30 protein-coding genes are annotated in these 26,895 nt (G+C 59.3%); 17 read left to right on the top strand and 13 right to left on the bottom strand.

The window, feature by feature from the left end; translation table 11 throughout:
* Window positions 1–37 precede the first annotated feature (37 nt).
* Together ACR0C5_RS09395 and ACR0C5_RS09390 are read left to right on the top strand one after the other, a co-directional pair.
* The gene (locus ACR0C5_RS09395; protein WP_480876128.1) at window positions 38–2,482 is read left to right on the top strand and encodes a GcvT family protein; all 2,445 of its coding nucleotides are present in this window, start codon (window positions 38–40) and stop codon (window positions 2,480–2,482) included.
* Window positions 2,479–3,828 (top strand): MmgE/PrpD family protein, encoded by a 1,350-nt coding sequence (locus tag ACR0C5_RS09390; protein ID WP_480876126.1) that lies wholly within the window; start codon window positions 2,479–2,481, stop codon window positions 3,826–3,828. Before ACR0C5_RS09395 ends, ACR0C5_RS09390 begins: the two co-directional genes overlap by 4 nt.
* 36 nt (window positions 3,829–3,864) lie before the next feature.
* Here the strand turns inward: ACR0C5_RS09390 and ACR0C5_RS09385 are convergent, their stop codons facing one another.
* The 5 genes from ACR0C5_RS09385 to ACR0C5_RS09365 are packed head-to-tail and all read right to left on the bottom strand — an operon-like array spanning window position 3,865 to window position 8,471.
* Window positions 3,865–6,003, bottom strand: coding sequence for a hypothetical protein (locus ACR0C5_RS09385; RefSeq protein ID WP_480876124.1), 2,139 nt, complete (start codon window positions 6,001–6,003; stop codon window positions 3,865–3,867).
* A complete protein-coding gene (gene motA, locus ACR0C5_RS09380; RefSeq protein WP_170772900.1) occupies window positions 6,000–6,869 on the bottom strand; it encodes a flagellar motor stator protein MotA in 870 nt (289 codons plus the stop codon). The genes ACR0C5_RS09385 and motA overlap by 4 nt, the downstream gene beginning before the upstream one ends.
* A gap of 46 nt (window positions 6,870–6,915) precedes the next feature.
* Complete coding sequence (locus ACR0C5_RS09375) at window positions 6,916–7,488, bottom strand: MotE family protein (RefSeq protein ID WP_480876121.1); 573 nt, start codon at window positions 7,486–7,488, stop codon at window positions 6,916–6,918.
* Window positions 7,485–7,964: a hypothetical protein gene (locus tag ACR0C5_RS09370; protein WP_170772897.1), complete on the bottom strand. Its 480-nt coding sequence runs from the start codon at window positions 7,962–7,964 to the stop codon at window positions 7,485–7,487. The genes ACR0C5_RS09375 and ACR0C5_RS09370 overlap by 4 nt, the downstream gene beginning before the upstream one ends.
* 9 nt (window positions 7,965–7,973) lie before the next feature.
* Entirely contained in the window at window positions 7,974–8,471 is a 498-nt protein-coding gene (locus ACR0C5_RS09365) for a flagellar basal body-associated FliL family protein (protein WP_480503463.1), read from the bottom strand.
* Between the two features lie 119 nt (window positions 8,472–8,590).
* Here ACR0C5_RS09365 and fliF point away from each other — a divergent pair, with 119 nt between their 5' ends.
* From fliF to fliP, 4 genes are read left to right on the top strand one after another with little or no spacing between them, the layout of a single operon-like run.
* On the top strand, window positions 8,591–10,180 hold the full coding sequence (gene fliF, locus ACR0C5_RS09360) for a flagellar basal-body MS-ring/collar protein FliF (RefSeq protein ID WP_480876119.1): 1,590 nt from the start codon (window positions 8,591–8,593) through the stop codon (window positions 10,178–10,180).
* Window positions 10,180–10,776 carry a FliH/SctL family protein gene (locus ACR0C5_RS09355; RefSeq protein ID WP_480876117.1) on the top strand — a complete coding sequence of 199 codons (597 nt, stop codon included), beginning with the start codon at window positions 10,180–10,182 and terminating at the stop codon, window positions 10,774–10,776. Before fliF ends, ACR0C5_RS09355 begins: the two co-directional genes overlap by 1 nt.
* The gene (locus tag ACR0C5_RS09350; protein ID WP_170789529.1) at window positions 10,769–11,056 is read left to right on the top strand and encodes a FliM/FliN family flagellar motor switch protein; all 288 of its coding nucleotides are present in this window, start codon (window positions 10,769–10,771) and stop codon (window positions 11,054–11,056) included. Before ACR0C5_RS09355 ends, ACR0C5_RS09350 begins: the two co-directional genes overlap by 8 nt.
* The gene (gene fliP / locus ACR0C5_RS09345; RefSeq protein ID WP_480876115.1) at window positions 11,056–11,784 is read left to right on the top strand and encodes a flagellar type III secretion system pore protein FliP; all 729 of its coding nucleotides are present in this window, start codon (window positions 11,056–11,058) and stop codon (window positions 11,782–11,784) included. Before ACR0C5_RS09350 ends, fliP begins: the two co-directional genes overlap by 1 nt.
* Before the next feature lie 4 nt (window positions 11,785–11,788).
* Here the strand turns inward: fliP and ACR0C5_RS09340 are convergent, their stop codons facing one another.
* Together ACR0C5_RS09340 and ACR0C5_RS09335 are read right to left on the bottom strand one after the other, a co-directional pair.
* A complete protein-coding gene (locus ACR0C5_RS09340; protein WP_480876113.1) occupies window positions 11,789–13,231 on the bottom strand; it encodes a sensor histidine kinase in 1,443 nt (480 codons plus the stop codon).
* The gene (locus ACR0C5_RS09335; protein ID WP_480503458.1) at window positions 13,228–13,962 is read right to left on the bottom strand and encodes a response regulator transcription factor; all 735 of its coding nucleotides are present in this window, start codon (window positions 13,960–13,962) and stop codon (window positions 13,228–13,230) included. Before ACR0C5_RS09335 ends, ACR0C5_RS09340 begins: the two co-directional genes overlap by 4 nt.
* A 220-nt stretch (window positions 13,963–14,182) precedes the next feature.
* Here ACR0C5_RS09335 and ACR0C5_RS09330 point away from each other — a divergent pair, with 220 nt between their 5' ends.
* From ACR0C5_RS09330 to ACR0C5_RS09315, 4 genes are read left to right on the top strand one after another with little or no spacing between them, the layout of a single operon-like run.
* Entirely contained in the window at window positions 14,183–15,427 is a 1,245-nt protein-coding gene (locus ACR0C5_RS09330; protein ID WP_170355923.1) for an ABC transporter substrate-binding protein, read from the top strand.
* Between the two features lie 58 nt (window positions 15,428–15,485).
* Entirely contained in the window at window positions 15,486–16,358 is an 873-nt protein-coding gene (locus tag ACR0C5_RS09325; RefSeq protein WP_170387762.1) for a carbohydrate ABC transporter permease, read from the top strand.
* Window positions 16,351–17,256 carry a carbohydrate ABC transporter permease gene (locus ACR0C5_RS09320; protein WP_480876111.1) on the top strand — a complete coding sequence of 302 codons (906 nt, stop codon included), beginning with the start codon at window positions 16,351–16,353 and terminating at the stop codon, window positions 17,254–17,256. The genes ACR0C5_RS09325 and ACR0C5_RS09320 overlap by 8 nt, the downstream gene beginning before the upstream one ends.
* Before the next feature lie 5 nt (window positions 17,257–17,261).
* A complete protein-coding gene (locus tag ACR0C5_RS09315) occupies window positions 17,262–18,359 on the top strand; it encodes an ABC transporter ATP-binding protein (protein ID WP_480876110.1) in 1,098 nt (365 codons plus the stop codon).
* A gap of 58 nt (window positions 18,360–18,417) precedes the next feature.
* On the opposite strand, the gene ACR0C5_RS09310 is transcribed toward ACR0C5_RS09315, so the two are convergent.
* Window positions 18,418–19,020 carry an MlaC/ttg2D family ABC transporter substrate-binding protein gene (locus ACR0C5_RS09310; RefSeq protein ID WP_480876109.1) on the bottom strand — a complete coding sequence of 201 codons (603 nt, stop codon included), beginning with the start codon at window positions 19,018–19,020 and terminating at the stop codon, window positions 18,418–18,420.
* Window positions 19,010–19,837, bottom strand: a complete 828-nt coding sequence (locus ACR0C5_RS09305; RefSeq protein ID WP_480876108.1) for an MlaA family lipoprotein — start codon at window positions 19,835–19,837, stop codon at window positions 19,010–19,012. Before ACR0C5_RS09305 ends, ACR0C5_RS09310 begins: the two co-directional genes overlap by 11 nt.
* Before the next feature lie 285 nt (window positions 19,838–20,122).
* On the opposite strand from ACR0C5_RS09305, the gene ACR0C5_RS09300 reads away from it, so the two are divergent.
* The 4 genes from ACR0C5_RS09300 to ACR0C5_RS09285 are packed head-to-tail and all read left to right on the top strand — an operon-like array spanning window position 20,123 to window position 22,865.
* Complete coding sequence (locus tag ACR0C5_RS09300; protein WP_480503453.1) at window positions 20,123–20,578, top strand: RidA family protein; 456 nt, start codon at window positions 20,123–20,125, stop codon at window positions 20,576–20,578.
* On the top strand, window positions 20,575–21,342 hold the full coding sequence (locus ACR0C5_RS09295) for a glycerophosphodiester phosphodiesterase family protein (protein WP_480876106.1): 768 nt from the start codon (window positions 20,575–20,577) through the stop codon (window positions 21,340–21,342). The genes ACR0C5_RS09300 and ACR0C5_RS09295 overlap by 4 nt, the downstream gene beginning before the upstream one ends.
* 45 nt (window positions 21,343–21,387) lie before the next feature.
* Entirely contained in the window at window positions 21,388–22,575 is a 1,188-nt protein-coding gene (locus tag ACR0C5_RS09290) for a GNAT family N-acetyltransferase (protein WP_480876105.1), read from the top strand.
* Complete coding sequence (locus ACR0C5_RS09285) at window positions 22,572–22,865, top strand: 4a-hydroxytetrahydrobiopterin dehydratase (protein WP_480876104.1); 294 nt, start codon at window positions 22,572–22,574, stop codon at window positions 22,863–22,865. The genes ACR0C5_RS09290 and ACR0C5_RS09285 overlap by 4 nt, the downstream gene beginning before the upstream one ends.
* Here the strand turns inward: ACR0C5_RS09285 and ACR0C5_RS09280 are convergent.
* From ACR0C5_RS09280 to ACR0C5_RS09265, 4 genes are all read right to left on the bottom strand, one after another.
* Window positions 22,862–23,173, bottom strand: a complete 312-nt coding sequence (locus tag ACR0C5_RS09280) for a hypothetical protein (RefSeq protein ID WP_480876102.1) — start codon at window positions 23,171–23,173, stop codon at window positions 22,862–22,864. The genes ACR0C5_RS09285 and ACR0C5_RS09280 overlap by 4 nt on opposite strands.
* 28 nt (window positions 23,174–23,201) lie before the next feature.
* On the bottom strand, window positions 23,202–23,549 hold the full coding sequence (locus ACR0C5_RS09275) for an EF-hand domain-containing protein (RefSeq protein WP_170789538.1): 348 nt from the start codon (window positions 23,547–23,549) through the stop codon (window positions 23,202–23,204).
* 10 nt (window positions 23,550–23,559) lie between these two features.
* The gene (locus ACR0C5_RS09270) at window positions 23,560–23,805 is read right to left on the bottom strand and encodes a glycine zipper 2TM domain-containing protein (RefSeq protein WP_170772870.1); all 246 of its coding nucleotides are present in this window, start codon (window positions 23,803–23,805) and stop codon (window positions 23,560–23,562) included.
* A 100-nt stretch (window positions 23,806–23,905) separates the two neighbouring features.
* Window positions 23,906–24,391 (bottom strand): peroxiredoxin, encoded by a 486-nt coding sequence (locus ACR0C5_RS09265; protein ID WP_170755218.1) that lies wholly within the window; start codon window positions 24,389–24,391, stop codon window positions 23,906–23,908.
* Between the two features lie 99 nt (window positions 24,392–24,490).
* Here ACR0C5_RS09265 and ACR0C5_RS09260 point away from each other — a divergent pair, with 99 nt between their 5' ends.
* The 3 genes from ACR0C5_RS09260 to ACR0C5_RS09250 are packed head-to-tail and all read left to right on the top strand — an operon-like array spanning window position 24,491 to window position 26,887.
* Window positions 24,491–25,702: an NAD(P)/FAD-dependent oxidoreductase gene (locus tag ACR0C5_RS09260; RefSeq protein WP_480876100.1), complete on the top strand. Its 1,212-nt coding sequence runs from the start codon at window positions 24,491–24,493 to the stop codon at window positions 25,700–25,702.
* Window positions 25,699–26,259: a 16S rRNA (guanine(966)-N(2))-methyltransferase RsmD gene (gene rsmD, locus ACR0C5_RS09255; protein ID WP_480876098.1), complete on the top strand. Its 561-nt coding sequence runs from the start codon at window positions 25,699–25,701 to the stop codon at window positions 26,257–26,259. Before ACR0C5_RS09260 ends, rsmD begins: the two co-directional genes overlap by 4 nt.
* The gene (locus ACR0C5_RS09250; protein ID WP_480858049.1) at window positions 26,252–26,887 is read left to right on the top strand and encodes an HAD family hydrolase; all 636 of its coding nucleotides are present in this window, start codon (window positions 26,252–26,254) and stop codon (window positions 26,885–26,887) included. The genes rsmD and ACR0C5_RS09250 overlap by 8 nt, the downstream gene beginning before the upstream one ends.
* Window positions 26,888–26,895 lie beyond the last annotated feature (8 nt).

Here is a 26,895-nt window from a genome sequence, read left to right as displayed (position 1 = left end):
GGCTGACTTTCGTGCAAGCTCTGTAGGAGGTGCGCCAATGAAAACCCATGCTCAGGCCGTTGTCATCGGAGGGGGGCTGGTCGGCTGCTCGATCCTGTATCACCTGGCCAAGCTGGGCTGGACTGACGTTGTCCTGCTGGAACGCGATGAGTTGACCAGTGGGTCCACGTGGCACGCAGCGGCCAATATCCACGGGCTGCATGACAACAACAACATCACGCGCATTCAGCACTACACGATGAACCTGTACAAAGAGTTAGAGAAGGAAACCGGACAGGGCTGCGGCGTGTTTCAATCCGGGTCGCTCTATCTGGCGCAAACCGAGGACCGCGAACACCAACTGCGTCTGCAAGAGGCCAAGGCGCGTTTCTACGGCCTGAACTTCCACGAGATCAGCCGCGAACAGGCGATGGAACTGCACCCGCTAGCGCAGTTCGATGACATCCGCTGCATCATGTTCGAACCCGATGGCGGCAATGTTGATCCCTCGGGTGTAACACATGCCTATGCCGCTGGAGCACGCGCGATGGGCGCCAGTATTGAACGGTTTTGTCCCGTGTTAGGGACTGATCAACAACCTGACGGAACGTGGATCGTACGCACCGAAAAGGGCGATATCCACACACAGTGGGTGGTCAATGCCGGTGGATTGTGGGGGCGTGAAGTGGCCGCGATGGCTGGGATTGAACTGCCCCTGCAACCGACTGAACATCAGTATTTTGTCACCGAAGCGATTGATGAAGTCGCCGCGTTGGGCCGTCGCTTGCCGTCCATCGCCGACCGGGATGGCGAGTACTACTTCAGGCAAGAGGGCAATGGCTTGCTGATCGGGGCCTATGAGAAGGACATGCGGTTTTGGGCCGAAAACGGCACACCGCTGGATTTCGCCCACGATCTGTTCCCCGACGATCTGGACCGCATCATGGAAAACGTTATCCGGGCCACCGAACGCGTGCCCGTTGCGGCAACTGCGGGGGTGAAGCGGGTAATCAATGGCCCGATGATCTGGTCGCCGGACAGTAATGCGATCTGGGGGCCTGTGCCCGAGTTGCAGAACTATTTCTGCTGCACCGGGATCATCCCCGGATTTTCGCAATCGGGCGGGCTTGGCCTGTTGTCGGCGCAATGGATGATCGAGGGCGAGCCGCAACACGACATGTTTGCCTGGGATCTGGCGCGGTTAGGCGACTGGGCCGACAAGGCCTTCACAAAGGCGCGGGTGCAGGACGTTTATACGCACCGCTTCGCCATCCATTTCCCGAACGAAGAGCGCAGCGCCGGACGCCCCGCGCGCCTGCGCCCGGCCTATCAGATGCAAAAGGAGATGGGCTGCGTCTTTGGCCTGAACTGCGGGTGGGAACACCCCCTCTGGTTCGCTGATCAACCCGGTGTGGTCGAAACCAACGGCTTCACCCGCCAGAATTGGTGGGAACCGGTTGGCCGAGAGGTGCAGATGTTGCGCGACATTGTGGGTGTGATCGACATCTCGAACTTCGCCAACTATGTGATCAAGGGGCCAGGGGCGCATGATTGGCTGGATCGTCTTGTTGCCAACCGGATACCGACCGAGGTTGGCCGGTCGTGTTTGACCCCGTTGATTTCAGTGCGCGGAGGCGTTGCCGGGGACTTTACCATCACCAAAGTCGTCGATGACGAATACATGATGATCGGCTCGGGCATGGCCGAGCGCTATCACCAGCGGTTCTTCAACATGGTTGATCTGCCTGAAGGTACCCGTTTCGAGGTTGCCACAAACCGTATCGCCGGGTTCAACGTCGCCGGCCCGAAATCGCGCGATGTGCTGCAACGGCTGACCAATGCGGATCTGTCCAACGAAGGGTTCCGCTTCATGCGTTCACGTCAGATAGACGTGGCGGGCGTTTCCTGCCTCGCCATCCGTGTCAGTTTTACCGGCGACCTTGGGTGGGAGCTGCACTGCGCTGAGAGCGATCAGGTTGCGCTTTACACGGCCTTGCTGGAGGCCGCGAAAGAGCAAGGCGGCGGCCCAGTTGGCGGCCGTGCGCTGGGAAGTCTGCGTATCGAAAAGGGCTACGGCTCGTGGGGGCGAGAGTACAGTCAGGAATACTGGCCGCAAGAAGTCGGGCTGGACGGCCTCATCAAGCTGGACAAGGATTTCCTGCACAAGCAGGCCTATCTGGCCATCAAGGACAACCCTGTGCGTGAGGTTTTGTCGATGTTCGAAATTGAGGTGGACGCCGCCGACGCCTCGGGCGGTGAGCCGATCTTTACACCAGATGGTCATTCGGTCGGGCGCGTGACATCGGGTGGCTTCGGGTATTCGGTCGGTAAATCGCTGGCCCTTGGGTTCGCAAACCCGCAAGTCGCAAAACCCGGTGATAGGGTTGAGGTGTTCATCCTCGGCAAACCGCATCGCGCAACTATTCTGGCTGAACCTCCTTTTGATCCTGCGGGATATCGGCTGCGTGACGTCTCTAAGCCGGCTATAGAGCCTGCCGAATGACCGATACGTTCGCCTGCGTTGCAAATTTCGTCCTAAATCGTCCACCCGAGGAAATGCCAGACAGCGCCAAAGAGGCAGCGGCGCTGATGATGGTGGACACTATGGGCATCCTGATTGCCTCCGGCCCGATGGAAGCAGGCGTGATCGCGCGGGATACGGCGGCATTGCTTTACGCCAGCACGGATTCTTCCTTTAGCGCTCGGCTGATGTTTGACGGGCGACCCGTCAGTATGGCTGGCGCTGCCTATGCGGCGGCGACACAGACAGACAATCTGGACGGGCATGACGGGTATAACCCGACCAAAGGCCATATCGGCGTGGTTGTGCTGCCTGCGTTGGTTGCGCTAGCCACGCATTGCCCGAATTTGACTGGCCCGCAGGCCTTGGCTGCTGTGATCTCTGGCTATGAAATCGCGGGCCGCGCGGGGATTTCGCTGCACGCGTCGGTCAGCGATTATCACACCTCTGGGGCCTGGAATGCGCTGGGCGTGGTCGCAATGGCGGCCCGATTGCGCGGGCTCACTCCAGACCAGTTGCGGCAGGCGCTGGGGATCGCCGAATATCATGGGCCGCGCAGCCAGATGATGCGCGAGATCGCCAATCCCACGATGCTGCATGATGGTTCGGGATGGGGTGCGATGGTCGGCCTGTCCGCGGCGATTCTGGCCGAGCGGGGGTTTACCGGGGCACCTGCCATCACGATCGAGGCCGAGACTGCCGCCCCGCATTGGGCGGATTTGGGCAGGTTTTGGCAGGTTGAGTATCAATATGTGAAGCCGTACCCGATCTGCCGCTGGGCCCACGCCGCGATAGATGGGGTCCGCGCGCTGATGTCGAACCACAGTTTGGTCGGTGACCAGATCCATTCGATCCAGATCAACACTTTTTGTGAGGCCGTGCGACTGTTTTCTGGAATGCCCGCGACCACTTCGCAAGCACAGTACTCTCTGGCCTTCGCTGTTGCAGTTCAGGTTCTGTATGGCCGCATCGGAGCCGAGCATATCTCAGGGCCCGGACTGTCCGACCCCCGGATCGCGGGCCTGATTTCCCGTATACACGTGAGCGAGGAAGAGAGGCATTCGCAACGGTTCCCGGGTGGGCGCTGGGCAGATGTATCAATTGAGACAACGGACGGGCGCATTTTGCATTCGGGCGATATCCACGCCCGCGGTGGCCCTGAGGCGCCTATGTCGCGCGATGAGGTTTTGGCGAAATATTCCGAGTTCGCAGAACCAGTTGTCGGAGCGCATCGGGCTAACGCGATCCGCGATGCGATCTTGTCCTGGATTGAACCGCATTCTAGATATGCCGATCTGGCGTCGCTGGTTTATTCACCCCCGCGATAGCAGTCTCGCGGGGAATCGGGCCCCAATTTATACGGTTCACTGCTCGAGAATTGTAAGCAATTCGGTGATTTTTTCCCTAGCTTCGACACTATCCTGAAGTAAATCCGCCGCCTCGGCCAAAGGCTTGTCAGGTTGCGAAACAGGAGGAGTGATCAGGACTTGTGTCGCCTTGCTAACCAAACCAAATTGCGTTTCTTCCTCTTGATCAATGGCTTCGGGGCGGTCGGCCAGCCAAAAATTTCGGTCAGCCTGCTCCGCCTGCCCTAATGTGCGCGATAGCTCTCCGGCTGTATCGAAATCGCCAAGGGCCTGCATCGCTTGGTGCCTGATACGCAATGCCTCTTCCGAACTGTCCCCTTCCAGTTCAAGCATAGCTTGGTGAGGGCGTTGCGTTTGCAAGGCAGAGCGTGCCCTGATCCGTGCACGCTCTGACCGTTGCACCGTATCTTGGGGTCTGTTCGACAAAGCCAGCGCTGGTCCAGGGAACCCAAGCTTCACCAGACGGTTTGCCAACGCGACAGCCGTATCTGTGCTCAGGTCCTGCGTATCACCGGATGCAAATTCCAACGCCCGACGTAGAAATGTTATGTCATCCGCCCTCTCCACCAGAATGTGAGAAATCCGGTTCAACGTGGCCAGGCGTTCTTGCCCTGCAGGTATTTCCAAGGCAGCATCAAATGCTAGGTCGAATTCCTGAGTCAGACTTAGGGCCACAGCATGAGCCCGTTTTAACTGTGGCTCGATCTCGGATTTACGAAACTCGTTCGAAAAAGACGCCGCAAGGGCGACTTCTTCGGGTGAAGCGGCGCCTCGATCAACCCATCGGTTTTCGATCAGCCGCGCCAAAGCGAGCGGAGCGTCCAGATTGGGGCCGGAGGATGCAACCACGTCGTTTAGCAACGCCTCGGCTTTTGGAGCGTCACCTTCGGCGGCTGCGACCTTAGCTTTGGCCCGTGTTGTGTCCGAGGCGTTTTGAGTTCCCGCCCGGTCAACAGACCGCAATACGCGTCGAGCGGCTTCTATCCGACCCGCATCGACCAAAATTTCGGATAGATCAGGTCCAAATTGCCGTCTTAGACGCGTTGGCAGCCGTGAAAATGATTGCTCTACCCTGTCCAAGTTTGCTTCAGCGGATAATTCCCCGGCCATCAGAACAGCCCAAAGTGCAACGTCACCCCCGCATCGTTGCAAGCCACCAAACGGATTGTCGTCTGCCACATGCCCTGCGTCCAAATACTGCGCAATTGCTGCAACCCGGTTTACGTCAGCATCGGGATCTTCCACCAATGCCAAAGCCTGGATCGCCTCGGCGCCGAAGCCATAGAATGCGTACAGCTTTGCCAGAGACAGCGCTGTGTCCTGATTAACCCGATCGAATTCCTGAAACAAACCTGATCTTAAGGTGGCTATTTGCTGAGGGAAATCGGCTGAGCCACCCCACGTCTCGAACCCCAACTCTGTATCGGATATGCAGGCAGGTTCTTGTTCAAACCCGATCAAATCGGGTCCCAGTAGACCGTTCAATTCATCGAGCACCGTCGATACGCTGATATTCCCTGTCGGGTCTGCTGGCCCTTCCGTGGCACCGTCAAAGATCGACGATCGCGGGCCAACCTGGGCAAGCTCAAGGTCAACGATGCCCCGGTCTGCACCTTGTAATAGACGTTCTGACAGGCGATCCTCAAACCCAAGCAATGGCGTCGGAAGCGCAGGCATTGACAAGACGTTGCGGTTCTGAGCCGCCGCCAGCAGCCCGGTGTCGCGGTTTGCTTGCGGCAAGATGGGCGGAGGAATGTCCGCACCTATCGGTGGCAGGGCCTGCGCAATGGCAATATCGACCACAATCATGGTGTCTTGGTATAAAAACGCCGAAGCCGCGCATTCACACCCGAATTGCATTTCCAACGGCCCGCCCGGTTCAGCCTGAGAAATGGCGGACAAACGGTTTTGAGACAGCCTGCGGAAGACCGAAGTGGTTTCGAAATGAACATCCTCCAGGGTGACGTTCAGACGCGCACCATACTTGGTTTGGGTGAGGACCCAGCCGGTGCCAGGCGGCACCTGAATGACCAGCCTGGTGTAGTCCTCATGCTCTCCCGAGCGCACGGTGGCTTCACGCGCAGTGGCACCGTTTGCTGCAAGCAACACTGCAAGAAAAAGACCAAGTCGGATCATGCCGCCGCCTGTTTCAGCTCTTTCAACGCCTCTTCCAGTTCCGAAAAACCAGGGCGGTTATGGGTCGGCGTGTTCTGGCGACCGACTTCAATGCACATCGCGGGGTTGTGGTTGTGCAGATTGGCGACCAGAACCTCTTTGATCAGTTGATAGAAATGGTTGTCTTCCTCAACCACGGCCTTCAGTTTTCCTGCGAATGGCCCGACCAGACCATAGGCCAGGAACACGCCCAGAAAGGTCCCAACCAGAGCCCCCCCGATCAGTTTACCCAGTACCTCGGGTGGCTGGTCGATCGATCCCATGGTCTTGATCACCCCTAAAACCGCAGCCACGATCCCCAGGGCTGGCAAGCCATCCGCAACCGTCTGCAATGCATGGCTGGAATGCATGGCGTGGTGAAAATTCGCCTCCATCCGCTTTTCCAGAACTTCTTCGACCTGATGGGGGTCGTCGTAGTTCATCGAAGCCGACCGCATCGTGTCACAGATCAGATCCACGGCCTCTTTGTCGGATTGAATCTTCGGATAGGCCGAAAACACCGCGGAATTTTCGGGGTCTTCTATATGTTGCTCGACCTCGACCGGGTTGGCTTTGGCGATGCGGATCAGGGAAAACAGAAGGCATAACAGGTCGCGGTAGTCATCGGGTTTCCATTTCGGACCTTTGAACACCTTTCCCATGTCCTTGAGCGTATGCTTCACCGCGCTCATGTCGTTGCTGATCAAAAACGCTCCGACCGCTGCGCCCCCGATCATCATCATTTCGAACGGCAGAGATTTCATGATGATGGTCATCTTGCCGCCAGCGGCCAGATAGCCACCGAACACCATGACGAAGATGACGACAATTCCGACTAGTCCGATCATGAGGGGCCTCCAGCAAACTCAAACGCGGCTTTGGTGAACATGGACGTCATTCCTGTGGCGCGGCAGCGTTGCGCCCCGCCATGATAACGCTGATTGTATAGGCGGTCTCAGGGCTTATCCTCGCCAGCACGCCAGCAGCGGCATCCGCAGGCATCCGTGACAGGAAACCGGCGGCAAAACCTGGATCCATCGTCTCGAACAAGGCGGCTGCGTCTTTGGGTTTCATACTTTGATACACATCCGTCAGCCGGGTCAGGTCGGTCTCGGCCGCTTTTTCCGCATAGGCCAGTGTTTCGCGCAGGTTCTCTTCGGCCGCTTGCATAGCGACCATTCGGGTTTCGATGGCTTGCTCGGCGATTTCCAACGCCTTTTCCTTGTCGATTGCGGCGGCTTCGCGCTTTTCCAACGCCGCTTCGCGTCGCAGAAGTTCTGTCAACAATTCCTGTGCGCCGGGCTTTTCCATACCTTCTGGCTTGGCTTGCTTGACCGTCGGTTCGGCGTTCTTGGCCAGTGCCGGACCAGCCTCCAACCCGACGCGAATCGCAGCCGATCCGATCATCAGCAAAGAGATCACAGCAAGCACGCCGCCTTTGGGTTTGTTGCTCTGCCTTGTTTTCATGCCGTGGCCTCACGCCTTTTGCGACCATGCCGCATAAACATCGGACCAGCCGTTCGTTTTTCCGCAGGCTCAGGAACGGGTTCTTCCTTTTGCTCGGGCGCTTCCGCAGCTTCAACCTTTGCAACCTCAGGCTCTGGTGGCACCGTAGGCTCGGTCGCGGGCGAGGCTGTATCCTTTGGGGCTTCCTGATCCGGCACGATGTCATGCATCGACGCCATCATCAGCTCCAACCGCTGCGCGACCGTCTCCGCCCGTTGCGTCAATTGCTTCAAGGTGTCCCCGGAGCGGTCCGACGCCGCACGCGCGGACTCCAGCGATTTCTTTAATTCATCCGACTGTGCCGAAAGAACGGCAACGGCCCCGCCAACGCCCTTTTCAAGATCGGTGAATCGCTTGAGGCGTCGAGACAGAACAAAGCAATAGAGACCTGCGCCCAAGGCGCCTGCGACTAGGAAAATATCTGCGATCAGTTCCAACTTCGCCTCCTAATTCAAAACGAATTCCATCACGAGGACATCGCGAACGCGATCCTCGCCAACTACAATGCCGATGCGCCGCAGCAGATGCCCGCGAATGCGCACCAGGGCCAACGAATCCTCAAGATCCGAGATTTCAACCGCCCGCAGATACCCGTTCAGCACATCCATGATTCGCGGCTTCATCTTTTCGACATCGCCCAGATAGTTCGAGTTCACCTCAAGCTGAGCGTGAAATTTCAGGTGCCGCGAATCGCCCGAGTTCAGCGACAGGATCAGCGGCGGAAGATCGACGAATCCAACGTCAGGCAAGGCTTTTGCAGGCTTTTTTTCCGCCTTTTCAACCGCCTCTTGCGCCTTGGGCATGGCGCCTATTGGCAACAGCCCGGACGTGGTTACAAAATACCCTCCACCCGCGCCGGACAGGGCTAGAATCACACCTAGTATCAATCCCTTTTTCCCAGGCTTTTCTGGGGCTTCTGCCTGTTCTGCAGTTGCGTCAGTCATGACGTCCTCATCCATCCGTTCTGCAATCGTCATAACCCGGCAGGGACTAACCGATTGTTAAGGGCAATCGGTCAAACAAGGGATGCGCCGAGCAGAATGTCGGCGAGTCGGAGGTGAGCGTGCAGCAGATCGGAACTGTCTGGACAAGTTTGGACAGGCGAAAACAAATCATCGTTGCCGGTGCGGTTGTGCTGGTATTTCTTGGGGTCCTTGCGATGTCGCGGCTGATAACGGCACCGTCGATGACCTTGCTTTATGCCGGGCTGGAAAGTGGGGCGGCGGGCGATATCGTTCGGTCACTGGATCAGCGCGGCGTGCCCTTTGAGATTCGGGGCGGCTCGATCTACGTGCCGGGGTCGCAGCGGGATGAGTTGCGCATGACTCTGGCGAGCGAGGGTTTGCCTGCGAATGGAAACCGGGGGTACGAACTGCTGGATACGCTCAGCGGGTTCGGGACCACTTCGCAAATGTTTGACGCCGCTTATTGGCGCGCGAAAGAGGGTGAACTGGCCCGCACGATTGTAGGAGCACCCCATATCAGCCAGGCGCGCGTGCACATCGCCAATGGTTCAACCAATCCATTTCAGCGCAGCGTTGCACCGACTGCCTCGGTTTATCTGGTGTCTTCGGGGGCGGATATCACGTCAGATCAGGCCAAGGCGATCCGGTTTCTGGTCTCATCCGCGGTCAGTGGTCTTGCGTCCGAGAATGTGGCGATCATCGATTCGAACGGGGCTGTGATTGGCGCGCAGGAAAACGCCGTTGCCGCCGATACGGCGGATGACAAGTCGCGGCAATTGCGGGAAAAGGTCCTGCGTTTGGTCGAAGCCCGCGTAGGTACGGGCAATGCCGTTGTAGAAGTCAGCGTAGATACGGTGACGAAAACCGAATCCATTCGCGAGCGTCGCTTTGACCCCAACGGTCGTGTGGCGATCAGCACCGATGTCGAAGAACGTTCAGACAGCGCGCGCAATCAATCCGCCGATGTCACCGTTGCGTCGAACCTGCCGGATGGTGACGGCGCGGGGGGCGACGAGTCGAACTCGAACGCCACCCAGACGCGCGAGCGGGTAAACTACGAGGTGTCCGAGACGGAGCTTGAGGTTCACAACGCCCCCGGCGCGATCAAACGTCTGACTGTGGCCGTACTGGTGAATGGAACGCGCAGTGTGGATGCGACGGGCACGGAAGGTTTTGCCCCCATGCCCGAAACAGAGATGGAGGCCTTGAAGGAATTGGTCGCCTCGGCTGTGGGGTTTGATGCGGAACGCGGCGACGTGATCACGCTGAAATCCATGGACCTGCCGGTTGTTGAACCGCAGGGCACGCTGGCCTCGGCTTCGATCTGGCAGAAGGTGCATTTCGACGCAATGTCGCTGATCCAGATGGCAGTTCTGGCGATTGTGTCTCTGATCCTTGGGTTGTTCGTGATCCGGCCTATTTTGACCAAGCCGGTTGTGACCACGGCACTACTACCTACCGGAAGTCTACCCGAACCAGGCTCGGTTTTGACGGGTGAGATTGCGACCGAAGAAGGCGGGCAATTCGCACCGATCGCGGGTCAGGCCACCGGCGGAGATGTTCCAGCACTGTCGGCTCAGCCCGGGGCGGACCCGGTAGATCGGCTGCGGGCGATGATTGGCGACAAGCAGGAGGAAACGGTCGAAATCCTGCGCAGCTGGCTTGAAGAAGGCGAGGAAAAGGTCTGATGTCGATCGCCCATTTGCTGGAAGATTTCACGTTGCAGGCTGGCGGTGGAAAGCTGCACTTGCTGGATGAGGACGGGTTGGAGGAACAGCGTCTGGCGGCGTTCGAACAGGGCTATGCCGCCGGTTGGGAAGATGCCGTTCAGGCACAGGAGCAAAACCGAGGCCGGATCTCGACCGAGTTGGCCAAGTCGCTTGAGGACATGTCCTTCACCTATCATGAGGCGGTAACACGGATGACTCTGTCGCTGGAACCGATGTTCAACAGCCTGATGCTCGCGGTCCTGCCCGAAACTTTGGAGCGGGGTTATACCATCCGGCTGGCCGAACAACTGACCGACATGGCTCGCGAACAGATCAATGAGCCGATACAGGTTTTCGTACCCGAAGGCCTCGCGGCTGAGGTGAAAGAGATGCTGCCCGAGGGGATGGCCAAGATGGCGCAAGTCATCTCAGACCCGCAGATCAAACCCGGCCAGGCTAGATTGCAGGTCGGTATCTCGCGGCGCGAGGTGGATTGCGGCGGCCTGCTGACGTCGATCCGCGCCGCGTTCGACGCGTATGTATTCGAGGCAAAAGAGGCATTGAGCAATGAGTGATCCCCAAAGTCCCAAAAGCGAAAAATCCAACCCGTTTGAATCGGTCCCGATCGAGGTCACGGTCTCGGTCGGCCGCGCCCGCCCACTGATCCGCGATCTGTTGAACATGGGTGAAAATGCGGTGCTGACTTTGGACAAACGGATCGAGGATCCGGTGGATCTTTATGTAGGGGACCAGCTGGTGGCCCGCGGCTTGCTGGAAGAGATGGAAGGCGATCAGGCCGGACAACTGGCCGTGCGCCTGACCGAGATTGCCGATCTGCAAAACGGGATCGGTTGATGCGCATTCTGCCCTGGATCATCGTGGCGCTGCTGCTGACACCGTCTTTTGCAGAAGCGCAGGATGTGTCCTTGTCGCTGGGTGACGGGGGTTCCATCTCGGCGCGGACGATCCAATTGATCCTGTTGATTACCGTGCTCAGCCTCGCACCTGGGCTGGCGATCATGATCACCTGTTTTCCTTTTCTGATCACCGTGCTGGCCATCCTTCGGCAAGGGATTGGGTTGCAACAATCGCCCCCCAACATGCTAATCGTCAGCCTGGCTTTGTTTCTGACCTATTTCATAATGGAGCCCGTCTTTAACGAAGCCTGGACCACTGGCATCCAACCCATGGTCGACGAAACGATGGAGGTCGAGCCCGCTTTGGAACGCGCCCTTCAACCGTTTCGCGCCTTCATGGCCGCGCGGCTGGACCCGGACACGTTCTACGCCATGGCTGCGCTGCGCCCCGAAGGCAATACGGTGGATGTGTCGCCGGATGCGCCGCTGTCGATCCTGATGCCCTCTTTCATGTTGTCCGAGATTGCGCGGGCCTTTCAGATCGGTTTTCTGATCTTCCTGCCCTTTCTGATCATCGACCTTGTGGTAGCTGCGGTGCTGATGTCGATGGGGATGATGATGGTGCCACCCGCAACGGTTTCACTGCCGTTCAAACTGGCGTTTTTTGTCATTGCGGATGGGTGGTCCCTGATCGCCAGCGCTTTGGTGCGAAGCTACATGGGCTGACGGCCTATTGCCGCGTGATCGTCAATCGGGCGCGCAGCCCCTGATCTCCGGCCTCGAAATGCAGGCCACCACCATGCTGGTCAGCCACTGTGGCAGCAATTGTCAGACCCAGGCCGAACCCGTCTGACGAGCCGGTATTTGATCCGCGCTGAAACGGGGCCATCAGGGCCTCGATCTCATGAACGGACAGGTCATTGCCCTTGTCCTCGACCGTGACCGTTGCGGTGTGCGCGTCGGTTTCCAACTGGACATCGGCGTGGCGGCCATATTTCAGCGCATTGTCGATTAGGTTGGTCAGTGCCCGTTTCAGCGAAATGGGCCGACCCGTTACCAACATGCGCCGGGTTTCCAGCAACGTCCCATGCCCGCGGCGGGACATGAAAACGGACGGAGCGCCCTCGACCGCGACCGGGTCGACATTCTGAAGCGTCACCGGCAGGTCCATGTCCTGATAATCGGCGACGACAGATTCGACCAAGGATGTCAGAGAAATCTGGCGCGGTTCCTCGACGCTCAGTTCTGAACGCGTATAGGTCAGAACACTTTCGATCATGCCGGTCATCTGGTCCACATCCGCTTCCAGCTTTTCGCGCAGCTCGTCATCGGCGATCAACGCAGCGCGCAGCCGGACGCGGGTTGCGGGGGTGCCAAGATCGTGGCTGACACCCGACAAGACCGTGGCCCGTTGTTCTAGCAAGGCGCGTTCGGCGTCCAGATGGGCGTTCACCGCAGACACGATATCACGCAGCTCGGTCGGCCCGTCGGCGTCATAGCTGTCGGGGCCTCCGCGTCGCCGACGGTCGCGCAGGGCGTGGGCAAAACGGGTGAACGTATCAGACACGTTGCCGACCGAGGTCAGAAGGACCGCCAGAGCCACGATGCCCAGCAATATCGCGGGCAGGCGCAGATCTGTCGGCGCTGCGCCACAGCCCCAGATCCCGGTGCCATCCACGCGATACCACGGCCCGCGCCCAAACTGCGCAATCAGGATCGGTTCGCTGCAATAGGTGGCCAGCAGCCGGGTCAGGTTGCCCATCTTCTCAGGCCCGGTCTGATCACTGCGTGACACGATGTCCGAGACCGGATAGACCAGACGATCGGACAGGATCGCCAGCGTCAATTCACGCCCGTTGAGCGGCGCTGAACTGTCGGTCAGGATCGAAAGGTTGGTCAGGAACCGACGGCCCGAAGACCCAGGCAATTGCAGGAACTCTCCCATATCGGCCAGGGCGGCATCCGCCGGTGACAACGGCGAAATGGACAGCGGAGCGGCCGGAGCGATCCCGGTGCGCAGGTCTTCGTAGACGGTGAACCCTGCGACGAAGGATTGCGTCAGGAACTGATTCCAGGCGCGGGCCGAAGCAAACCACAGGCTGGCCGATACCAGCCCTGTTGCGAACGCTGAGATCACCCAAAACCAGCCTAGATTGCGCAGGCGCAGTGTCATTCCTCTTGCACCGACACGTCAGCGGCAAAAACATAGCCGACGCCGCGTTCGGTGCGCAGCATCTGCGGGTCCTTCGGGTTGACTTCGATCTTTGACCGTAGCCGCCCCACCAGCATGTCGATGGCGCGGCCCTGCGCCTCGGGTTTGTCGGAGCCGCCGGTGACATCCAACGCGGCGACGATCTCATCCCTTGTCAGGGGGATATGCGGATTGGCCAGCAAAACCTTGAGCAACGCCGTCTCACGCTGGGACAGCGCCACCAAATAGCCCTCGGGCGAATGCACCTCATCGCGTTTGCCGTCATAGAGCCAGCCGTCAAAGCGGAAGCTGTGGATGCGGCGGCGGTAGGCAAGCGACGATGACCGCCGCGCCCGTTGCATCACCGCCCGCACGCGAGCGAGCAGAAGCTGCGGGTTGAAAGGCTTGGCGATATAGTCATCGGCCCCGACCTCATACCCCGCCATGCGCTGATGGTCGGCTGAGAGGGCCGAGACCAGAATGATCGGCACATCCTGTTCGGCGCGCAGGCGGGCGCAGATCTCGACGCCGTTTTCATCGCCCAGCATTACGTCCAGCAGGATCAGGTCAATGCGGCCCGCCCCCAGATGCCCACGGATTTCGGATTCCGATCGGGCGGGCAAGGCGATGAACCCGTTTTGCTGCATGAACTGAGTCATCATCGACCGCATCTCTGGGTCGTCATCCACCACCAACAGTCGCGGAATGCTCATGATATCTGTCCTCCCCGGTTGTGGCCCCTCTGACATCGTCAATTGTAACGAACGGAAACAGATTCAATGTCAACGTAACACGCTGTAACAGAAGCGGTGAAAAATTGGTCTGACGCACGGGTTTGGCGCGGATTCCAAGTTGCCAGACGGCCCGTGCGCCCCAGTATGGCCGACATCGCTGCTGCGGCAGCCTCTTAGGTTCTCAGGGAGGAGACAAGAAATGAAACGTTTTGCATTTGCCACCGTATCGACGCTGGCTGTTGTGGCCGGATCGTCGGTGTTGGCGGGCCCCCAGGCAGAAGTTCTGCATTGGTGGACATCGGGTGGTGAGGCCAAGTCAGTTGCCGTCCTGCAAGAGGAATTCGCGGCCAATGGTGGCAGCTGGACCGATATGCCCGTTGCTGGCGGTGGCGGTGATGCCGCGATGACCGCGCTGCGCGCCCGTGTTCTGTCGGGCAACGCGCCGACGGCGGTTCAGCTAAAAGGCCCCGCCATTCAGGAATGGTATGAAGAGGGCGTGCTGGCCGATATCTCATCTGTGGCCGAGGCCGAAGGCTGGGCCGACGTTCTGCCCGCCTCGATCGCGGGCCATATGAAATGCGAGGGCACGTGGTGCGCTGCGCCGGTGAACGTACACCGCGTTGACTGGATCTGGGCAAACGCCGACGTTCTGGCCGCAAATGGCATCGAGATGCCGACCACGTGGGACGAATTCAACGCTGCCGCGGATAAGCTGCAAGCCGCAGGTGTGATCCCTCTGGCCCATGGTGGTCAGGCATGGCAGGACGCGACCGTTTTTGAAACCGTGGTACTGGGCATTGGCGGTCCCGAGTTCTTCCAGAAAGCGCTGGTTGATCTGGACCCTGAGGCGCTGACCTCGGACACGATGGTGCAGGTGTTCGACCAGATGCGCACAATGCGCGGCTACGTGGACGAGAACTTCTCGGGCCGCGACTGGAACCTGGCCACCGCGATGGTCATGAACGGTGAGGCGGCGTTCCAGATCATGGGTGATTGGGCCAAGGGCGAGTTCCTGGCGGCGGGCAAAAAACCCGGCGAGGATTTCCTGTGCGCCTCGACCCCCGGTGATGGCTATCTGTACAATGTCGACAGCTTTGCAATGTTCGATGTGGACGGAGATGACAAGAAAGCCGGTCAGGACCTGCTGGCCAAGCTGATCGTCGCGCCGAACTTCCAGAAAGTGTTCAACCTGAACAAAGGCTCGATCCCGGCACGGACCGACGTGGCACTGGATGACTTTGACATCTGCGCCAACTTGTCGGCCGAAGATATGGGTTCGACCTCGGACGCAGGCTCGCTGTTGCCGTCTTATGCCCACGGCATGGCGCTGCGCGGGTCGCAGTCTGGTGCGATCACGGATGTTGTGACCGCGCATTTCAACTCGGATATGTCGTCGGCTGACGCGGTTCAGCAATTGGCGGCGGCAGTGGCCAACAGCTACTGATCCAAATCGCTCTGCCCCCTATACTGACGGGGCAGAGCATCTTTCCCCGGAGGAAATCATGTCCGAATGGCTGGAAAACCACCTGCCCAAGGTGGTGCTGGCACCGTCGTTCATTGCCGTTTTGATCTTTGTCTACGGCTTTATCGGATGGACGGCCTGGGTGTCGCTGACCCGATCGAAACTGTTGCCGAAATACGAGATCAAGGGATTCATCCAGTATGAACGCCTGTTTGACTCACCCCGCTGGGATACGGCAATCAACAACCTGTATATCTTTGGCGCGCTGTTCATCGTGATTGCGATGGTGTTGGGCCTGTTGCTGGCGATCCTGCTGGATCAGAAAATCCGCGTCGAAGGGGCCATCCGGACGATCTATCTGTACCCGATGGCGCTGTCGATGATCGTGACTGGCACCGCGTGGAAGTGGATCCTGAACCCGGGTCTGGGCATTGAGTCCATGGTGCAGGGCTGGGGCTTTACCAATTTCGAGTTCGACTGGCTGGTGAACCCCGATTACGCGATCTACACCATCGTGATGGCCGCGATCTGGCAAAGCTCAGGCTTCGTCATGGCGCTGTTCCTCGCTGGTCTACGCTCGGTGGATGGTGAGATCATCAAGGCAGCCCAGGTCGATGGTATCCCCACATGGCGCATCTACACGGCGATCATCATCCCGTCGATGGCCCCGATCTTCCTGTCCGCCTTCATCGTGCTGGCCCACCTTGCGATCAAGAGCTTTGACCTTGTCATCGCCCTCACGGGTGGTGGCCCCGGTTACGCAACCGATCTGCCAGCCACATACATGTACGCCATGGCGTTTTCGCGCGGCGATATTGGTCAGGCGGCGTCGTCCGCGATGATCATGATGCTGGTCGTCTTTGCCATCGTCGTTCCCTATCTTTACTCAGAGCTGAGGGCGAAAAATGACTGATCTGTCGATGCCCCAATCCCAAACCGAACCCCGTAGCCAAAGTGCCGTTGGCAAAATTGCCCTGCGTTGGTTGCTGTACGTCCTGCTGGGCCTGTTTGCGCTGTATTACCTGATGCCGCTGTTTGTGATGTTGACCACATCGCTGAAAAGCCTTGAGGAAATCCGCACCGGGTCCCTGATCTCTTTACCGCGCGAGGTCAGCTTTGATGCCTGGAAAACCGCATGGTCCGGTGCCTGTACCGGTATTCAGTGCGAGGGCCTGCGGCCATATTTCTGGAACTCGGTCCTCATCGCGGTGCCTGCAGTGGCCATCTCGACCCTGCTGGGTGCGCTGAACGGCTATGTCGTGGCGCAGTGGCGGTTCAAAGGCGCGAACATCATTTTCTCGCTGATGCTGTTTGGCTGCTTCATCCCGTTTCAGGTGGTTTTGCTGCCGATGGCGCGCCTGTTGGGCATTATGGGGATCGCCGGGACCATTCCGGGCCTGATCTTTGTCCATGTGATCTACGGGCTGGGCTTCACCACGCTGTTTTTCCGTAACTACTATGTCACCATCCCGTCCGAGCTGACCAAGGCAGCACGCGTTGATGGGGCCGGGTTCCTGCGGATCTTCTGGTCGATCTTCCTGCCGCTGTCGCTGCCAATCATCGTTGTGACCGTGATCTGGCAGTTCACGCAGATCTGGAACGACTTCCTGTTCGGCGTGTCGTTCAGCCAGGCGGGTACGCAACCCGTGACAGTGGCGCTCAATAACATCGTAAACTCCACCACCGGCGTGAAAGAATACAACGTCGACATGGCCGCCGCGATTATCGCGGGGCTACCGACGCTGCTCGTCTATGTCGTTGCCGGTAAGTATTTCATCCGCGGCCTGACCGCCGGTTCTGTGAAGGGATAAGACCCATGGCACCCATCCTTGATATCAACAAACTCTATAAGAATTACGGTGCGACCGAGATTCTGAAGGACATCAACATCTCGATCGAACCGGGCGATTTCCTGGTGCTGGTCGGCCCCTCGGGCTGCGGTAAGTCTACCCTGCTGAACTGTATTGCGGGGTTGGAGGAGATCACTGGCGGCACCCTGTCCATTGGTGGCAATGACATGACCCATGTCAGCCCCAAGGACCGTGACATCGCGATGGTATTCCAGTCTTACGCTCTATACCCGACGATGACAGTGGCCAAGAACATCACTTTTGGCATGAAAGTGCGCGGGGTCGATCAGGCGACGCAGGATGCAAAGCTGAAAGAGGTGGCGCAACTGTTGCAGATCGAACCTCTGCTGAACCGCCGCCCCAGCCAGTTGTCGGGCGGTCAGCGCCAGCGTGTGGCGATGGGTCGGGCGCTGGTGCGTGATCCCAAGCTGTTCCTGTTTGACGAGCCTTTGTCGAACCTCGACGCCAAGCTGCGGGTCGAGATGCGGACCGAGATCAAGAAGCTGCATCAGACGCTGGATGCGTCCATCGTCTATGTGACCCATGACCAGATTGAGGCGATGACGCTGGCGACCAAGATCGTCGTGCTGAAAGGTGGTGTCGTTCAGCAGATCGGCACCCCTGCCGAGATCTACAACAACCCGGCAAACCTGTTCGTGGCTGATTTCATGGGCTCACCGGCGATGAACCTGATCCCGGCGCAGGCCAGTAAGAACGGCTCGGGCACGCAGATCGCTATCGCGCGCGACGGTGGCCAGACGTTGGTCCTGAATGATGCGCGCGACCTGACGCTGCCGCAGGACGTGATCCTGGGTCTGCGCCCGGAAGACATTGCCGAGGCAGGCTTCCGTGCCGGTGCCGGCGTGCAAGAGGCCGAATGCCTGGTCGATATGGTCGAACCCGCAGGCGCAGACACCTATGTGGTGTCTGAACTGGGCGGCAAGCAGGTTACCGCGCGATTGCACGCGGAAACCAGCGCGCAGGCGGGCAAGATGCTGAATCTGGCCTTCGACATGAGCAAAGTGTCTTACTTTGCTCAGGAAACCGGTGAACGCCTGAACTAAACGCACAGCGCCGCGCGACCAAAAGGTTGCGCGGCGCTGCTTGCATTTTTGAAGATGCTCAACCGACTTTGTTCAGGTCCTTGATCAACCTGTTCAGATCGCCACCACGGGCATCCAGCATCGCACCAATCTCGGTCCGTTCGGTCAGCAGCATGTTCACCCCTTCGATGAACATGTTGAAGAACCGGTCTCGGCCCGATTTGTCGGATACAAGGAAAGTCACCTCAAACGGGGACGAGCCCTGCAGCTTGACCGAGGTGCGTACTTCGTACCCAGCCTTGATTTTGCGGGCGTTGCGAACTGTAACCTGGCCGCCAATGAATTCACGGAAGCGGCGGCCATATTTGTTCGAGATATAGCCCTGAAAGGCTTTGGTGAATTGTCGCAACTGCGCCGGGCTGGCCGAGCGGCCATCGGCACCCAGTACGTAACGCGCCATGATTGGCACGTCGGCATATTGGGTAAAGATCTTCTCGAAATCGCGGATCATCGCGTTTTCGGATTTGCCCGAAGCGATCACGCGGTTGATGTCATCCACCACGCTGACCACCAGCGCCTTTGCGCTGGCCTCGGTCTGGGCGTAGGCGGGCAGGGCGGTCATCAGCGTCCCGGCCAGGCCGGTGGCGACGAAACCGCGTCGGTTCATCAGATTACTCGGCATAGGGGTCCTCGTAGGGGTCAAGATAGGGGTCCCTGACCGGGTCGGTCCCGGTTAAGGAATAGGGGTCGTCATACAGGCCCAGATAGGCGTCTTCGTCATCACGCGCCAGTTCAAAGCGGCGGTTTTGCAGGTAGATGGTTTGTGCCTGCGCATAGCTGTCGGCACTTTCATACAGAATCGAGTCCACCGTGTCCGAGAACCGGCCTCGATCGCCCATGCGGCGCACCACCTCGGCATAAACACCGATATTGTCGACCGGGCGCACCGGGGAAAAGTTGATCGGGTTCGAGAACAGGTTGAACACAACACCAATCGCATCACGCTGGGTCGAGGGACCATAGAACGGCAATTCGACGTAGGCGCCTTCGCCCACGCCCCAGACATGCAGGGTCTCGCCGAAATCGGTATCGACAGGCGGCAGGTTCAGCTCGTCTGCGGGTTTGGACAACCCGGCCCCGCCTACAGTGCTGTTGATGGCAAAGCGCAGCAAAGCGTTGCCCGACTGTTTCAGGTTGCCCTGCAACAGATAGTCCAGCGCCTGTCCCGGCAAGGTCAGGTTCTCGGCGAAATTGCTGAAGCTGGTCACGACCGGATCGGGGAAGATTTTCACATAGCCTTTTGACGCGGGTCGGAACAGAAAGCGGTCAACGCCGAGGTTGAAGTCGTGAATACCCCGATTGGTCTTTTCATAGGGGTCAAAGACCTCTCCGGGAGGGGCGTCAGCAGGCGGGCGCGTGGCGCAGGCACCAAGAGTTGCCGCCAGGGACACAAGGATCAGAGGCTTCAAGCTGACTTTGCTCAACACGGTCTTTGCCACTCCAACACGTCAGGAATGAAAATGCCTGGACGTTCAATCAATACTATCTTCGACCGCAACAAGCGGCGCAATTCAATGTCACATAGGTGTTTCTCAAATAGATTGAAACACTCAGCGTGTAACCCGGACAAGTGGTCAACGTAAAGTGACCCAACTTCAACAGTCCCGAATAAGAGAAGTTATGCTTACTGCGCGGGCAGCCGTAAAACTGCCGGTTTCATGCTTTTCGATCCGCGCTATCCCGGTTAGCGTCCGTCCGAGTCGAATTTAGTTGAGGAGTATCACATGAGCATCGCAGCCAAACTGGACAGCCTAGGCGTCACCCTGCCGGACGCACCTGCGCCTGCCGCCAACTATGTGCCCTTCGTGCGCGTGGGCAATATCGTCTATGTCTCGGGCCAGATCTCGAACGACGGCACGATGATCACCGGCAAGCTGGGTGATGACATGGATGTCCAAGCGGGTGCCGCGGCGGCCAAGGTCTGTGCAATCAACCTGTTGGCGCAGGTCAAGGCGGCCTGTGGTGGCGATATCGACAAGCTGGTACGCGTGATCAAGCTGACCGGGTTCGTGAACTCGACCGCAGATTTCACCGCGCAGCCGCAGGTGATCAACGGGGCCTCGGATTTTCTGGTCGAGGCGCTGGGCGAAGCGGGCCGCCACTCGCGCTCGGCTGTCAGTGCCGCTGCGTTGCCGCTGGGTGTAGCGGTCGAGATCGAAGGCATCTTCGAGGTCGCATGATACCTGCCCTACCTGATGTGCTCTTGCAGGCCCCGATTGCGCATCGAGCCCTGCATGACCTCTCGGACAACCGCCCGGAAAACAGCCGGGCGGCCATTCGCGCTGCAGTCGAGGCCGGTTACGGGATCGAGATCGACCTGCAACGCAGCCGCGATAACCGGGCCATGGTATTTCATGACTACGACATGACACGGCTGACCGGCCGATCCGGTCCGATCCAGCAGATTACGGCGGATGAAGCGCAAGCCACGCGGCTTTTGCACGGCGAGGACGGCATTCCGACCTTCGACGAGGTGTTGCAGATCGTTTCGGGCAAGGTCCCGCTGTTGATCGAGCTGAAGGATCAGGATGGGGCGATGGGCCCTAATGTCGGCCCGCTCGAGGCGGATACGGTGCGCGCGTTGCAAGGCTATGACGGGCCTGTGGCGCTGATGTCGTTCAACCCCAACTCGGTCGCTGAACTGGCACGGCTGGCACCGAATCTGCCACGTGGGATCACCACCTGTTCCTACCAGCCCGAAGTCGAGCATTTGCCGCATGCGGTTTGTGACCACCTGCGCGACATCCCCGATTTCGATCGGGTGGGGGCCGGCTTTATCAGCCATGAGGCCGCAGACTTGTCGCGCCTCCGCGTGGCTGCGCTGAAGGCGCAGGGCGTGCCGATCCTGTGCTGGACCATCCGCTCGCCCGAACAAGAGGCAGAGGCCCGCAAGGTTGCCGATAATGTGACCTTTGAAGGGTATTTGGCCGCCCGCCCGGGTTGAACCCCACCCCATCCGTCACAGATAAAGACAAGACGCGGAGGGCACATGGATCAGGCGCAAATCGAGGTTCGGGTACTGGGGTCGCTCTCGCAAATCCCTGCGGCAGAGTGGGACAGATGTGCCTGCCCCGAGGCTGCGGATGGTGGTCGTCCAATGGACCCGTTTACCACGCATCGGTTTTTGTTGGCGCTGGAAAATAGCGGCTCGGTCGGGCGGGGCACGGGTTGGCAGCCGCAATATCTGACCGCTTATCTGGACGGGATGCTGATCGGGGCGGCACCGATGTATGCCAAGTCGCATTCTCAGGGCGAGTATATCTTTGACCACAACTGGGCGCATGCCTACGAAAATGCGGGTGGACGCTATTACCCCAAGCTGCAAATTGCGGTGCCTTTTACGCCCGCCACGGGGCGACGGTTTCTGGTTCGGCCGGGCTATGAGGGCGTCGGGCTATCGGCCCTCGTACAAGGTGCGGTGCAACTGGCGGCGGATAATCAGGTCTCATCCATCCACGCGACCTTCTGCACCGAGGCCGAGGCCGAAGCGGGTGAAGAAATGGGTCTGATGGTGCGCCATTCGCAGCAGTTTCACTGGCTGAATGATGGCTACTCGGAATTCGACGGGTTTCTGGCGGCGCTCTCGTCGCGCAAACGCAAGAATATCCGCAAGGAGCGCGCGCAGGCCTGTGGGTTTGGTGGAGAAATCCGCACGCTCACCGGTGACGACTTGCGGCCCGAACATTGGGACGCGTTCTGGCGGTTCTATCAGGACACCGGCTCGCGCAAATGGGGGATGCCATACCTGACACGTCAATTCTTTGACATTGCCCATGAAACCATGGCCGACGACATGGCGCTGGTTCTGGCCGAGCGTGACGGATACCCGATTGCTGGTGCGTTGAATTTCATTGGGCGCGAGACGCTGTATGGCCGCTATTGGGGCTGCGTCGAACACCATGCCTGCCTGCATTTCGAACTGTGCTATTATAGGGCGATCGACTTCGCCATCGCGCAGGGCCTGGCGCGGGTCGAAGCGGGCGCGCAGGGGGAACACAAGCTGGCGCGCGGCTATCTGCCCACGCGAACGCACAGCCTGCACTGGGTCAACGACTCCGGTTTTGCCGATGCGATCAGAAAATATCTCGACGCCGAGGCCCACGCTGTGGGAGAAGAGATCGAGATTCTGACGGATTACGGCCCGTTCAGGAAAGCGAACCCGGAGGAACAGCAATGACCGAACTTTTGTCGACCGAGACCCGCGGCCCCCTTCTGGACCCGCTGTTTCAGAACGGCTGGACCATGGTTGAAGGCCGGGACGCGATCACCAAGACCTTCATCTTCAAGGATTTTGTCCACGCCTTTGGCTGGATGACGCAGGTGGCGATCTTTGCCGAGAAATGGAACCACCACCCTGAATGGTTCAACGTCTACCGCACGGTCGAGGTCACTCTGTCCACCCATGATGTAGGCGGGCTGTCGGCGCTGGACGCCAAGCTGGCCCGCAAGATGGACAGTCTGGTTTAACCCCGGTCGCTTGCCGAGCCGACGCCACCCGCCAGCGAGGCGGCAACACCCATTTGACGGAACTCATCCGGCGTGACGGTGCCGCTGCTGACGTCGATATTGCCGGGGATGCGCGTCGTGCGCAGGCCGTTCGACCGCACCGACCGCGCCGCCGGGTCAATATACAGACAGCGCGTATCAAAGCAGGTCATCCCGCTGGTATTGATCTGAATCCGTTGCTGGCCGTCTGGTCCTGTCACAATCGGCGCCTGCGGCACGTCGCAAGCCGCTAGCAGACCCAGAACACCCAGCGATATCCATTTGTTCATCATACGCTCCTGTCGGGTTCGGGCGGCCCTAGTCCAACTGGCCGTTCCCGTCTTTGTCGGCAGACGTGAAGTCGTCGTTCATCTGCGCATCGAACTCTGACCGAGAGATAATGTTATCCTGATTGCGGTCAACGCTTTGGAATTGCTTTATGTCCAGAAAGGGCTTGGCTTCGTCTAACCCCAGAGTGCCGTTCTTGTCTTCGTCCATCGCCTGAAACGCATAGTCGGAAAAAGCGTTGAACTCATCCTTTGACAGAAATCCATCGTTGTTGGCGTCGATGGCTTTCAATTCATTCTCATGCAGCTCTGCTACCGTTTCGGCCGCAACGGACCCAGCCAAAAGGGTCAGGCCAAGTGTCAAAATCCCAAGTTTCATGATGTCCCCCTCAGCACGCGAATTTCTGACCTTCGATCCCGCCGACGGCAGCCCCTGCTGCTGTCAGGATCGTCTTGCCGGACCCGCCGCCAAACTGATTGCCGATGACGCCACCCAATAGCGCGCCGCCGACCGTGCCGCTGAGGCAGGCGATCTCATGTTGGCGGGCGGCTTGTTGTTGTGGTGTGGGGGCCGGGCCGCACGCGGCCAGTGCGCCTGCTGTGCCCAGACATAGGGTAATGGACTTGAGCTTCATAAAAGGACTCCCTGAACAACTAGGCCGAGTATTTGCCGTTCAGGGGTATCTATCAAGTTAAATAGGGCAAAGGCCCCGACAGAACCGGGGCCAAACCGGATCAGATGACGTCCAAAAGACCCTCACCAGCCGAGATTTCGCACGCGCCGGGGCTTTCTTCCAGGTTCAGCGCGGTGACTTTGCCATCCTCGACCAGCATCGCATAGCGTTTCGAGCGCGCGATCAGCCCGGCCGGCGGAGCGTCGAAATCCATGCCGATGGCCTTGGTGAATTCGGACGCGGCATCTGCCAGCATGGTCAGGCCCGCATCTGACGCGCCGGTGGCCTCGCCCCAGGCTTTCATCACGAAGGGGTCGTTGACCGACAGGCAGATGATTTCGTCCACGCCTTTGGCATCGAACTGATCCTTGGTGCGCATGAAGCTGGGCACATGGGCCGAATGGCAGGTGGGCGTGAACGCGCCGGGGACGGCAAATATCACCACTTTGCGCCCGTTTGTTTTATCGGAAATCCGGACCTCCTCGGGGCCTTCCGCACCGATCTGGGTCAGTGTGGCGTCGGGCAGCGTATCACCTGTTGAAATCATTTTTGTGCTCCTGTCGTTTGGATTTGCAGAGTCGGGCTTAGCCGCAATATAGGTGGTCGCGTGGAGGAGACCACGGGAATTCGACAGGGTGAGGGGAAGATGAGCCATATTGTCGTGATCGGTGCCGGGCAGGCGGGTGCATCGCTGGTGGCGCGGCTGCGCAAAGACGGGTTTGACGGGGACATCACCCTGATCGGGGCCGAGCCGCATCTGCCTTATCAGCGCCCGCCCCTGTCCAAGGCTTATTTGCTGGGCGAGATGGAGCTGGAGCGCCTGTTCCTGCGCCCCGAGAGCTTTTATGCCGAGAACAACATCACCCTGCGTCTGGGTCAGCGTGTGACCGCGATTGATCCGCAAGCCAAGACCGTGTGGCTGGGTGATGAAGTCATTTCCTATGACGAACTGGCCCTGACCACCGGGTCTGACCCCCGCCGCTTGCCTGCCTCGATTGGTGGCGATCTGGCAGGCGTGCATGTGGTGCGGGATTTGGCCCATATCGACGAGATGGAGCCGCGCGTGACCGACGGCGCCCGCGCGCTGATCGTGGGCGGTGGCTATATCGGGCTCGAGGCGGCTGCGGTTTGCGCCAAGCGCGGCGTCAATGTGACCTTGGTCGAGATGGCAGACCGAATCCTGCAACGGGTCGCTGCACCTGAGACCAGCGATTACTTCCGCGCGCTGCATTCCGGATACGGTGCCGATATCCGTGAAGGCGTCGGGCTGGACCGTCTGCTGGGCGAGGATGGCAAGGTGGTGGGCGCGGTTCTGACCGATGGCACCGAGATTGCCGTTGATTTCGTTGTGGTTGGTGTGGGCATCGCGCCCGCGACCCAACTTGCAGAGATGGCGGGGCTGGAGCTGGAGAACGGTATCAAGACCGACGCCCATGGCCGCACATCCAATCCGTCGATTTGGGCGGCAGGCGATTGTGCGTCTTTCCCGCATGGCGAAGGGCGCATTCGTTTGGAAAGCGTGCCCAACGCCATTGATCAGGCCGAGATCGTGGCCCAGAACATGCTGGGCGCGGCCAAGGATTACACTGCAACACCGTGGTTCTGGTCCGACCAGTATGACGTCAAGCTGCAGATTGCGGGTCTGAACACGGGCTATGACCGCGTCGTGACCCGGCAAGGTGAGGGCGCAACCGTGTCCTTCTGGTACTACAAAGGCGATCAACTGATTGCGGTGGACGCGATGAACGACCCTCGTGCTTATATGGTCGGCAAACGCCTGATCGACGCGGGCAAGACCGCCGATCCCGCCGTGGTAGCCGACCCGACTGCGGACCTGAAACCGCTGCTCAAAGCGTGAGGATTATCGCCGGAGATTTCCGAGGCCGAGCCCTGGCCTCGGTCGGCAAAGGCGATTCGGGGGCGCATCTGCGGCCTACCACGGACCGGGTGCGCGAAAGTCTGTTCAACGTCCTCAGCCATCAGATTGATTTTGACGGGCTGCGCGTGCTGGACGTGTTTGCTGGCACTGGTGCGCTGGGGCTTGAGGCACTGTCGCGTGGTGCTTCCCATGTGACCTTCGTGGATGACGGGCGCGTAGCGCAGGGTCTGATCCGAAAGAATATCGACCTGACCCGCAGTGCAGACCGCACCCAGCTGATCCGACGCGACGCGACCCGGCTGGGTGAAAACACCGACGCGCCTTATGATTTGCTCTTCCTCGACCCGCCCTATGGCAAGTCGATGGGCCAGAAGGCCATCGCGGCTCTGACCCAAGGGTGGATCGCGGACGACGCGCTGATTGTGTGGGAGGAGAACGCGCCGATGCAACCGCCCGAGGGGTTCATCCTGCAAGACGCCCGCAAATATGGCGACACGCATATCACTCTGATGTGGAAGGACCGCGCCGATGCATGATCTGGTCATTTTCGATTGTGACGGCGTTCTGGTGGACAGCGAAAGGCTGACCAATCAGGTTCTGGTCGACAACCTTGCACGTTACGATTTGCATGTGTCGCTGTCGGAATGCATGTCTCTGTTCGTAGGCGGCACCATGAGCGGCGTCCACCAACAGGCGCGCAACCTTGGGGCAGACCTGCCCGACGACTGGGTGGAGCAAATCTATACCGAGGTTTACGCCGCCTTGCGCGCCGGAACGCCTCTGGTGCCCGGTGTTCGGAACGTGTTGCGGCGGCTGGAGACCGCCAGTGTTCCCTATTGCGTGGCCTCGAATGGCCGCCCAGAGAAAATGCAGATCACGCTGGGCCAGAACGGGCTTTGGGATCGATTCAAGGACGTCATGTTCTCGGCCCAGGTAATGGGGACCGCCAAGCCGGACCCGACCCTGTTTCTGACCGCAGCGCAGCATTTCGGTGCTGTCCGCCCGGTTGTCATCGAAGACAGCGAAAATGGCGTCACTGCTGCGATCCGGGCCGAGATGCGCTGTCTGGCTTATGCCGCCCATGATGACGGCGCGGGATTGTCCGCTTTGGGTGCCGAGGTGTTCACGCAGATGTCACAACTACCCGAGCTTTTGGGACTCTGATCGCAAAA

The organism is Ruegeria sp. N8 (genome assembly GCF_056531325.1).
Note: the sequence above shows the minus strand (reverse complement) of the source record. Positions and strands in the feature narration are given on the sequence as shown.

Excerpts from the sequence above, each read along its gene's own strand:
- ACR0C5_RS09325 (WP_170387762.1), top strand. The coding sequence starts at position 15,486 with ATGTCCGAATGGCTGGAAAACCACCTGCCCAAGGTGGTGCTGGCACCG.
- ACR0C5_RS09390 (WP_480876126.1), top strand. The coding sequence starts at position 2,479 with ATGACCGATACGTTCGCCTGCGTTGCAAATTTCGTCCTAAATCGTCCA.
- ACR0C5_RS09320 (WP_480876111.1), top strand. The coding sequence starts at position 16,351 with ATGACTGATCTGTCGATGCCCCAATCCCAAACCGAACCCCGTAGCCAA.
- ACR0C5_RS09350 (WP_170789529.1), top strand. The coding sequence starts at position 10,769 with ATGAGTGATCCCCAAAGTCCCAAAAGCGAAAAATCCAACCCGTTTGAA.
- ACR0C5_RS09330 (WP_170355923.1), top strand. The coding sequence starts at position 14,183 with ATGAAACGTTTTGCATTTGCCACCGTATCGACGCTGGCTGTTGTGGCC.
- ACR0C5_RS09265 (WP_170755218.1), bottom strand. The coding sequence starts at position 24,391 with ATGATTTCAACAGGTGATACGCTGCCCGACGCCACACTGACCCAGATC.
- ACR0C5_RS09375 (WP_480876121.1), bottom strand. The coding sequence starts at position 7,488 with ATGAAAACAAGGCAGAGCAACAAACCCAAAGGCGGCGTGCTTGCTGTG.
- ACR0C5_RS09285 (WP_480876104.1), top strand. The coding sequence starts at position 22,572 with ATGACCGAACTTTTGTCGACCGAGACCCGCGGCCCCCTTCTGGACCCG.
- ACR0C5_RS09335 (WP_480503458.1), bottom strand. The coding sequence starts at position 13,962 with ATGAGCATTCCGCGACTGTTGGTGGTGGATGACGACCCAGAGATGCGG.
- ACR0C5_RS09315 (WP_480876110.1), top strand. The coding sequence starts at position 17,262 with ATGGCACCCATCCTTGATATCAACAAACTCTATAAGAATTACGGTGCG.
- fliP (WP_480876115.1), top strand. The coding sequence starts at position 11,056 with ATGCGCATTCTGCCCTGGATCATCGTGGCGCTGCTGCTGACACCGTCT.
- ACR0C5_RS09310 (WP_480876109.1), bottom strand. The coding sequence starts at position 19,020 with ATGCCGAGTAATCTGATGAACCGACGCGGTTTCGTCGCCACCGGCCTG.
- ACR0C5_RS09275 (WP_170789538.1), bottom strand. The coding sequence starts at position 23,549 with ATGAAACTTGGGATTTTGACACTTGGCCTGACCCTTTTGGCTGGGTCC.
- ACR0C5_RS09365 (WP_480503463.1), bottom strand. The coding sequence starts at position 8,471 with ATGACTGACGCAACTGCAGAACAGGCAGAAGCCCCAGAAAAGCCTGGG.
- ACR0C5_RS09270 (WP_170772870.1), bottom strand. The coding sequence starts at position 23,805 with ATGAAGCTCAAGTCCATTACCCTATGTCTGGGCACAGCAGGCGCACTG.
- ACR0C5_RS09300 (WP_480503453.1), top strand. The coding sequence starts at position 20,123 with ATGAGCATCGCAGCCAAACTGGACAGCCTAGGCGTCACCCTGCCGGAC.
- ACR0C5_RS09250 (WP_480858049.1), top strand. The coding sequence starts at position 26,252 with ATGCATGATCTGGTCATTTTCGATTGTGACGGCGTTCTGGTGGACAGC.
- ACR0C5_RS09280 (WP_480876102.1), bottom strand. The coding sequence starts at position 23,173 with ATGAACAAATGGATATCGCTGGGTGTTCTGGGTCTGCTAGCGGCTTGC.
- ACR0C5_RS09340 (WP_480876113.1), bottom strand. The coding sequence starts at position 13,231 with ATGACACTGCGCCTGCGCAATCTAGGCTGGTTTTGGGTGATCTCAGCG.
- ACR0C5_RS09395 (WP_480876128.1), top strand. The coding sequence starts at position 38 with ATGAAAACCCATGCTCAGGCCGTTGTCATCGGAGGGGGGCTGGTCGGC.
- motA (WP_170772900.1), bottom strand. The coding sequence starts at position 6,869 with ATGATCGGACTAGTCGGAATTGTCGTCATCTTCGTCATGGTGTTCGGT.
- ACR0C5_RS09295 (WP_480876106.1), top strand. The coding sequence starts at position 20,575 with ATGATACCTGCCCTACCTGATGTGCTCTTGCAGGCCCCGATTGCGCAT.
- ACR0C5_RS09260 (WP_480876100.1), top strand. The coding sequence starts at position 24,491 with ATGAGCCATATTGTCGTGATCGGTGCCGGGCAGGCGGGTGCATCGCTG.
- ACR0C5_RS09385 (WP_480876124.1), bottom strand. The coding sequence starts at position 6,003 with ATGATCCGACTTGGTCTTTTTCTTGCAGTGTTGCTTGCAGCAAACGGT.
- ACR0C5_RS09290 (WP_480876105.1), top strand. The coding sequence starts at position 21,388 with ATGGATCAGGCGCAAATCGAGGTTCGGGTACTGGGGTCGCTCTCGCAA.
- ACR0C5_RS09355 (WP_480876117.1), top strand. The coding sequence starts at position 10,180 with ATGTCGATCGCCCATTTGCTGGAAGATTTCACGTTGCAGGCTGGCGGT.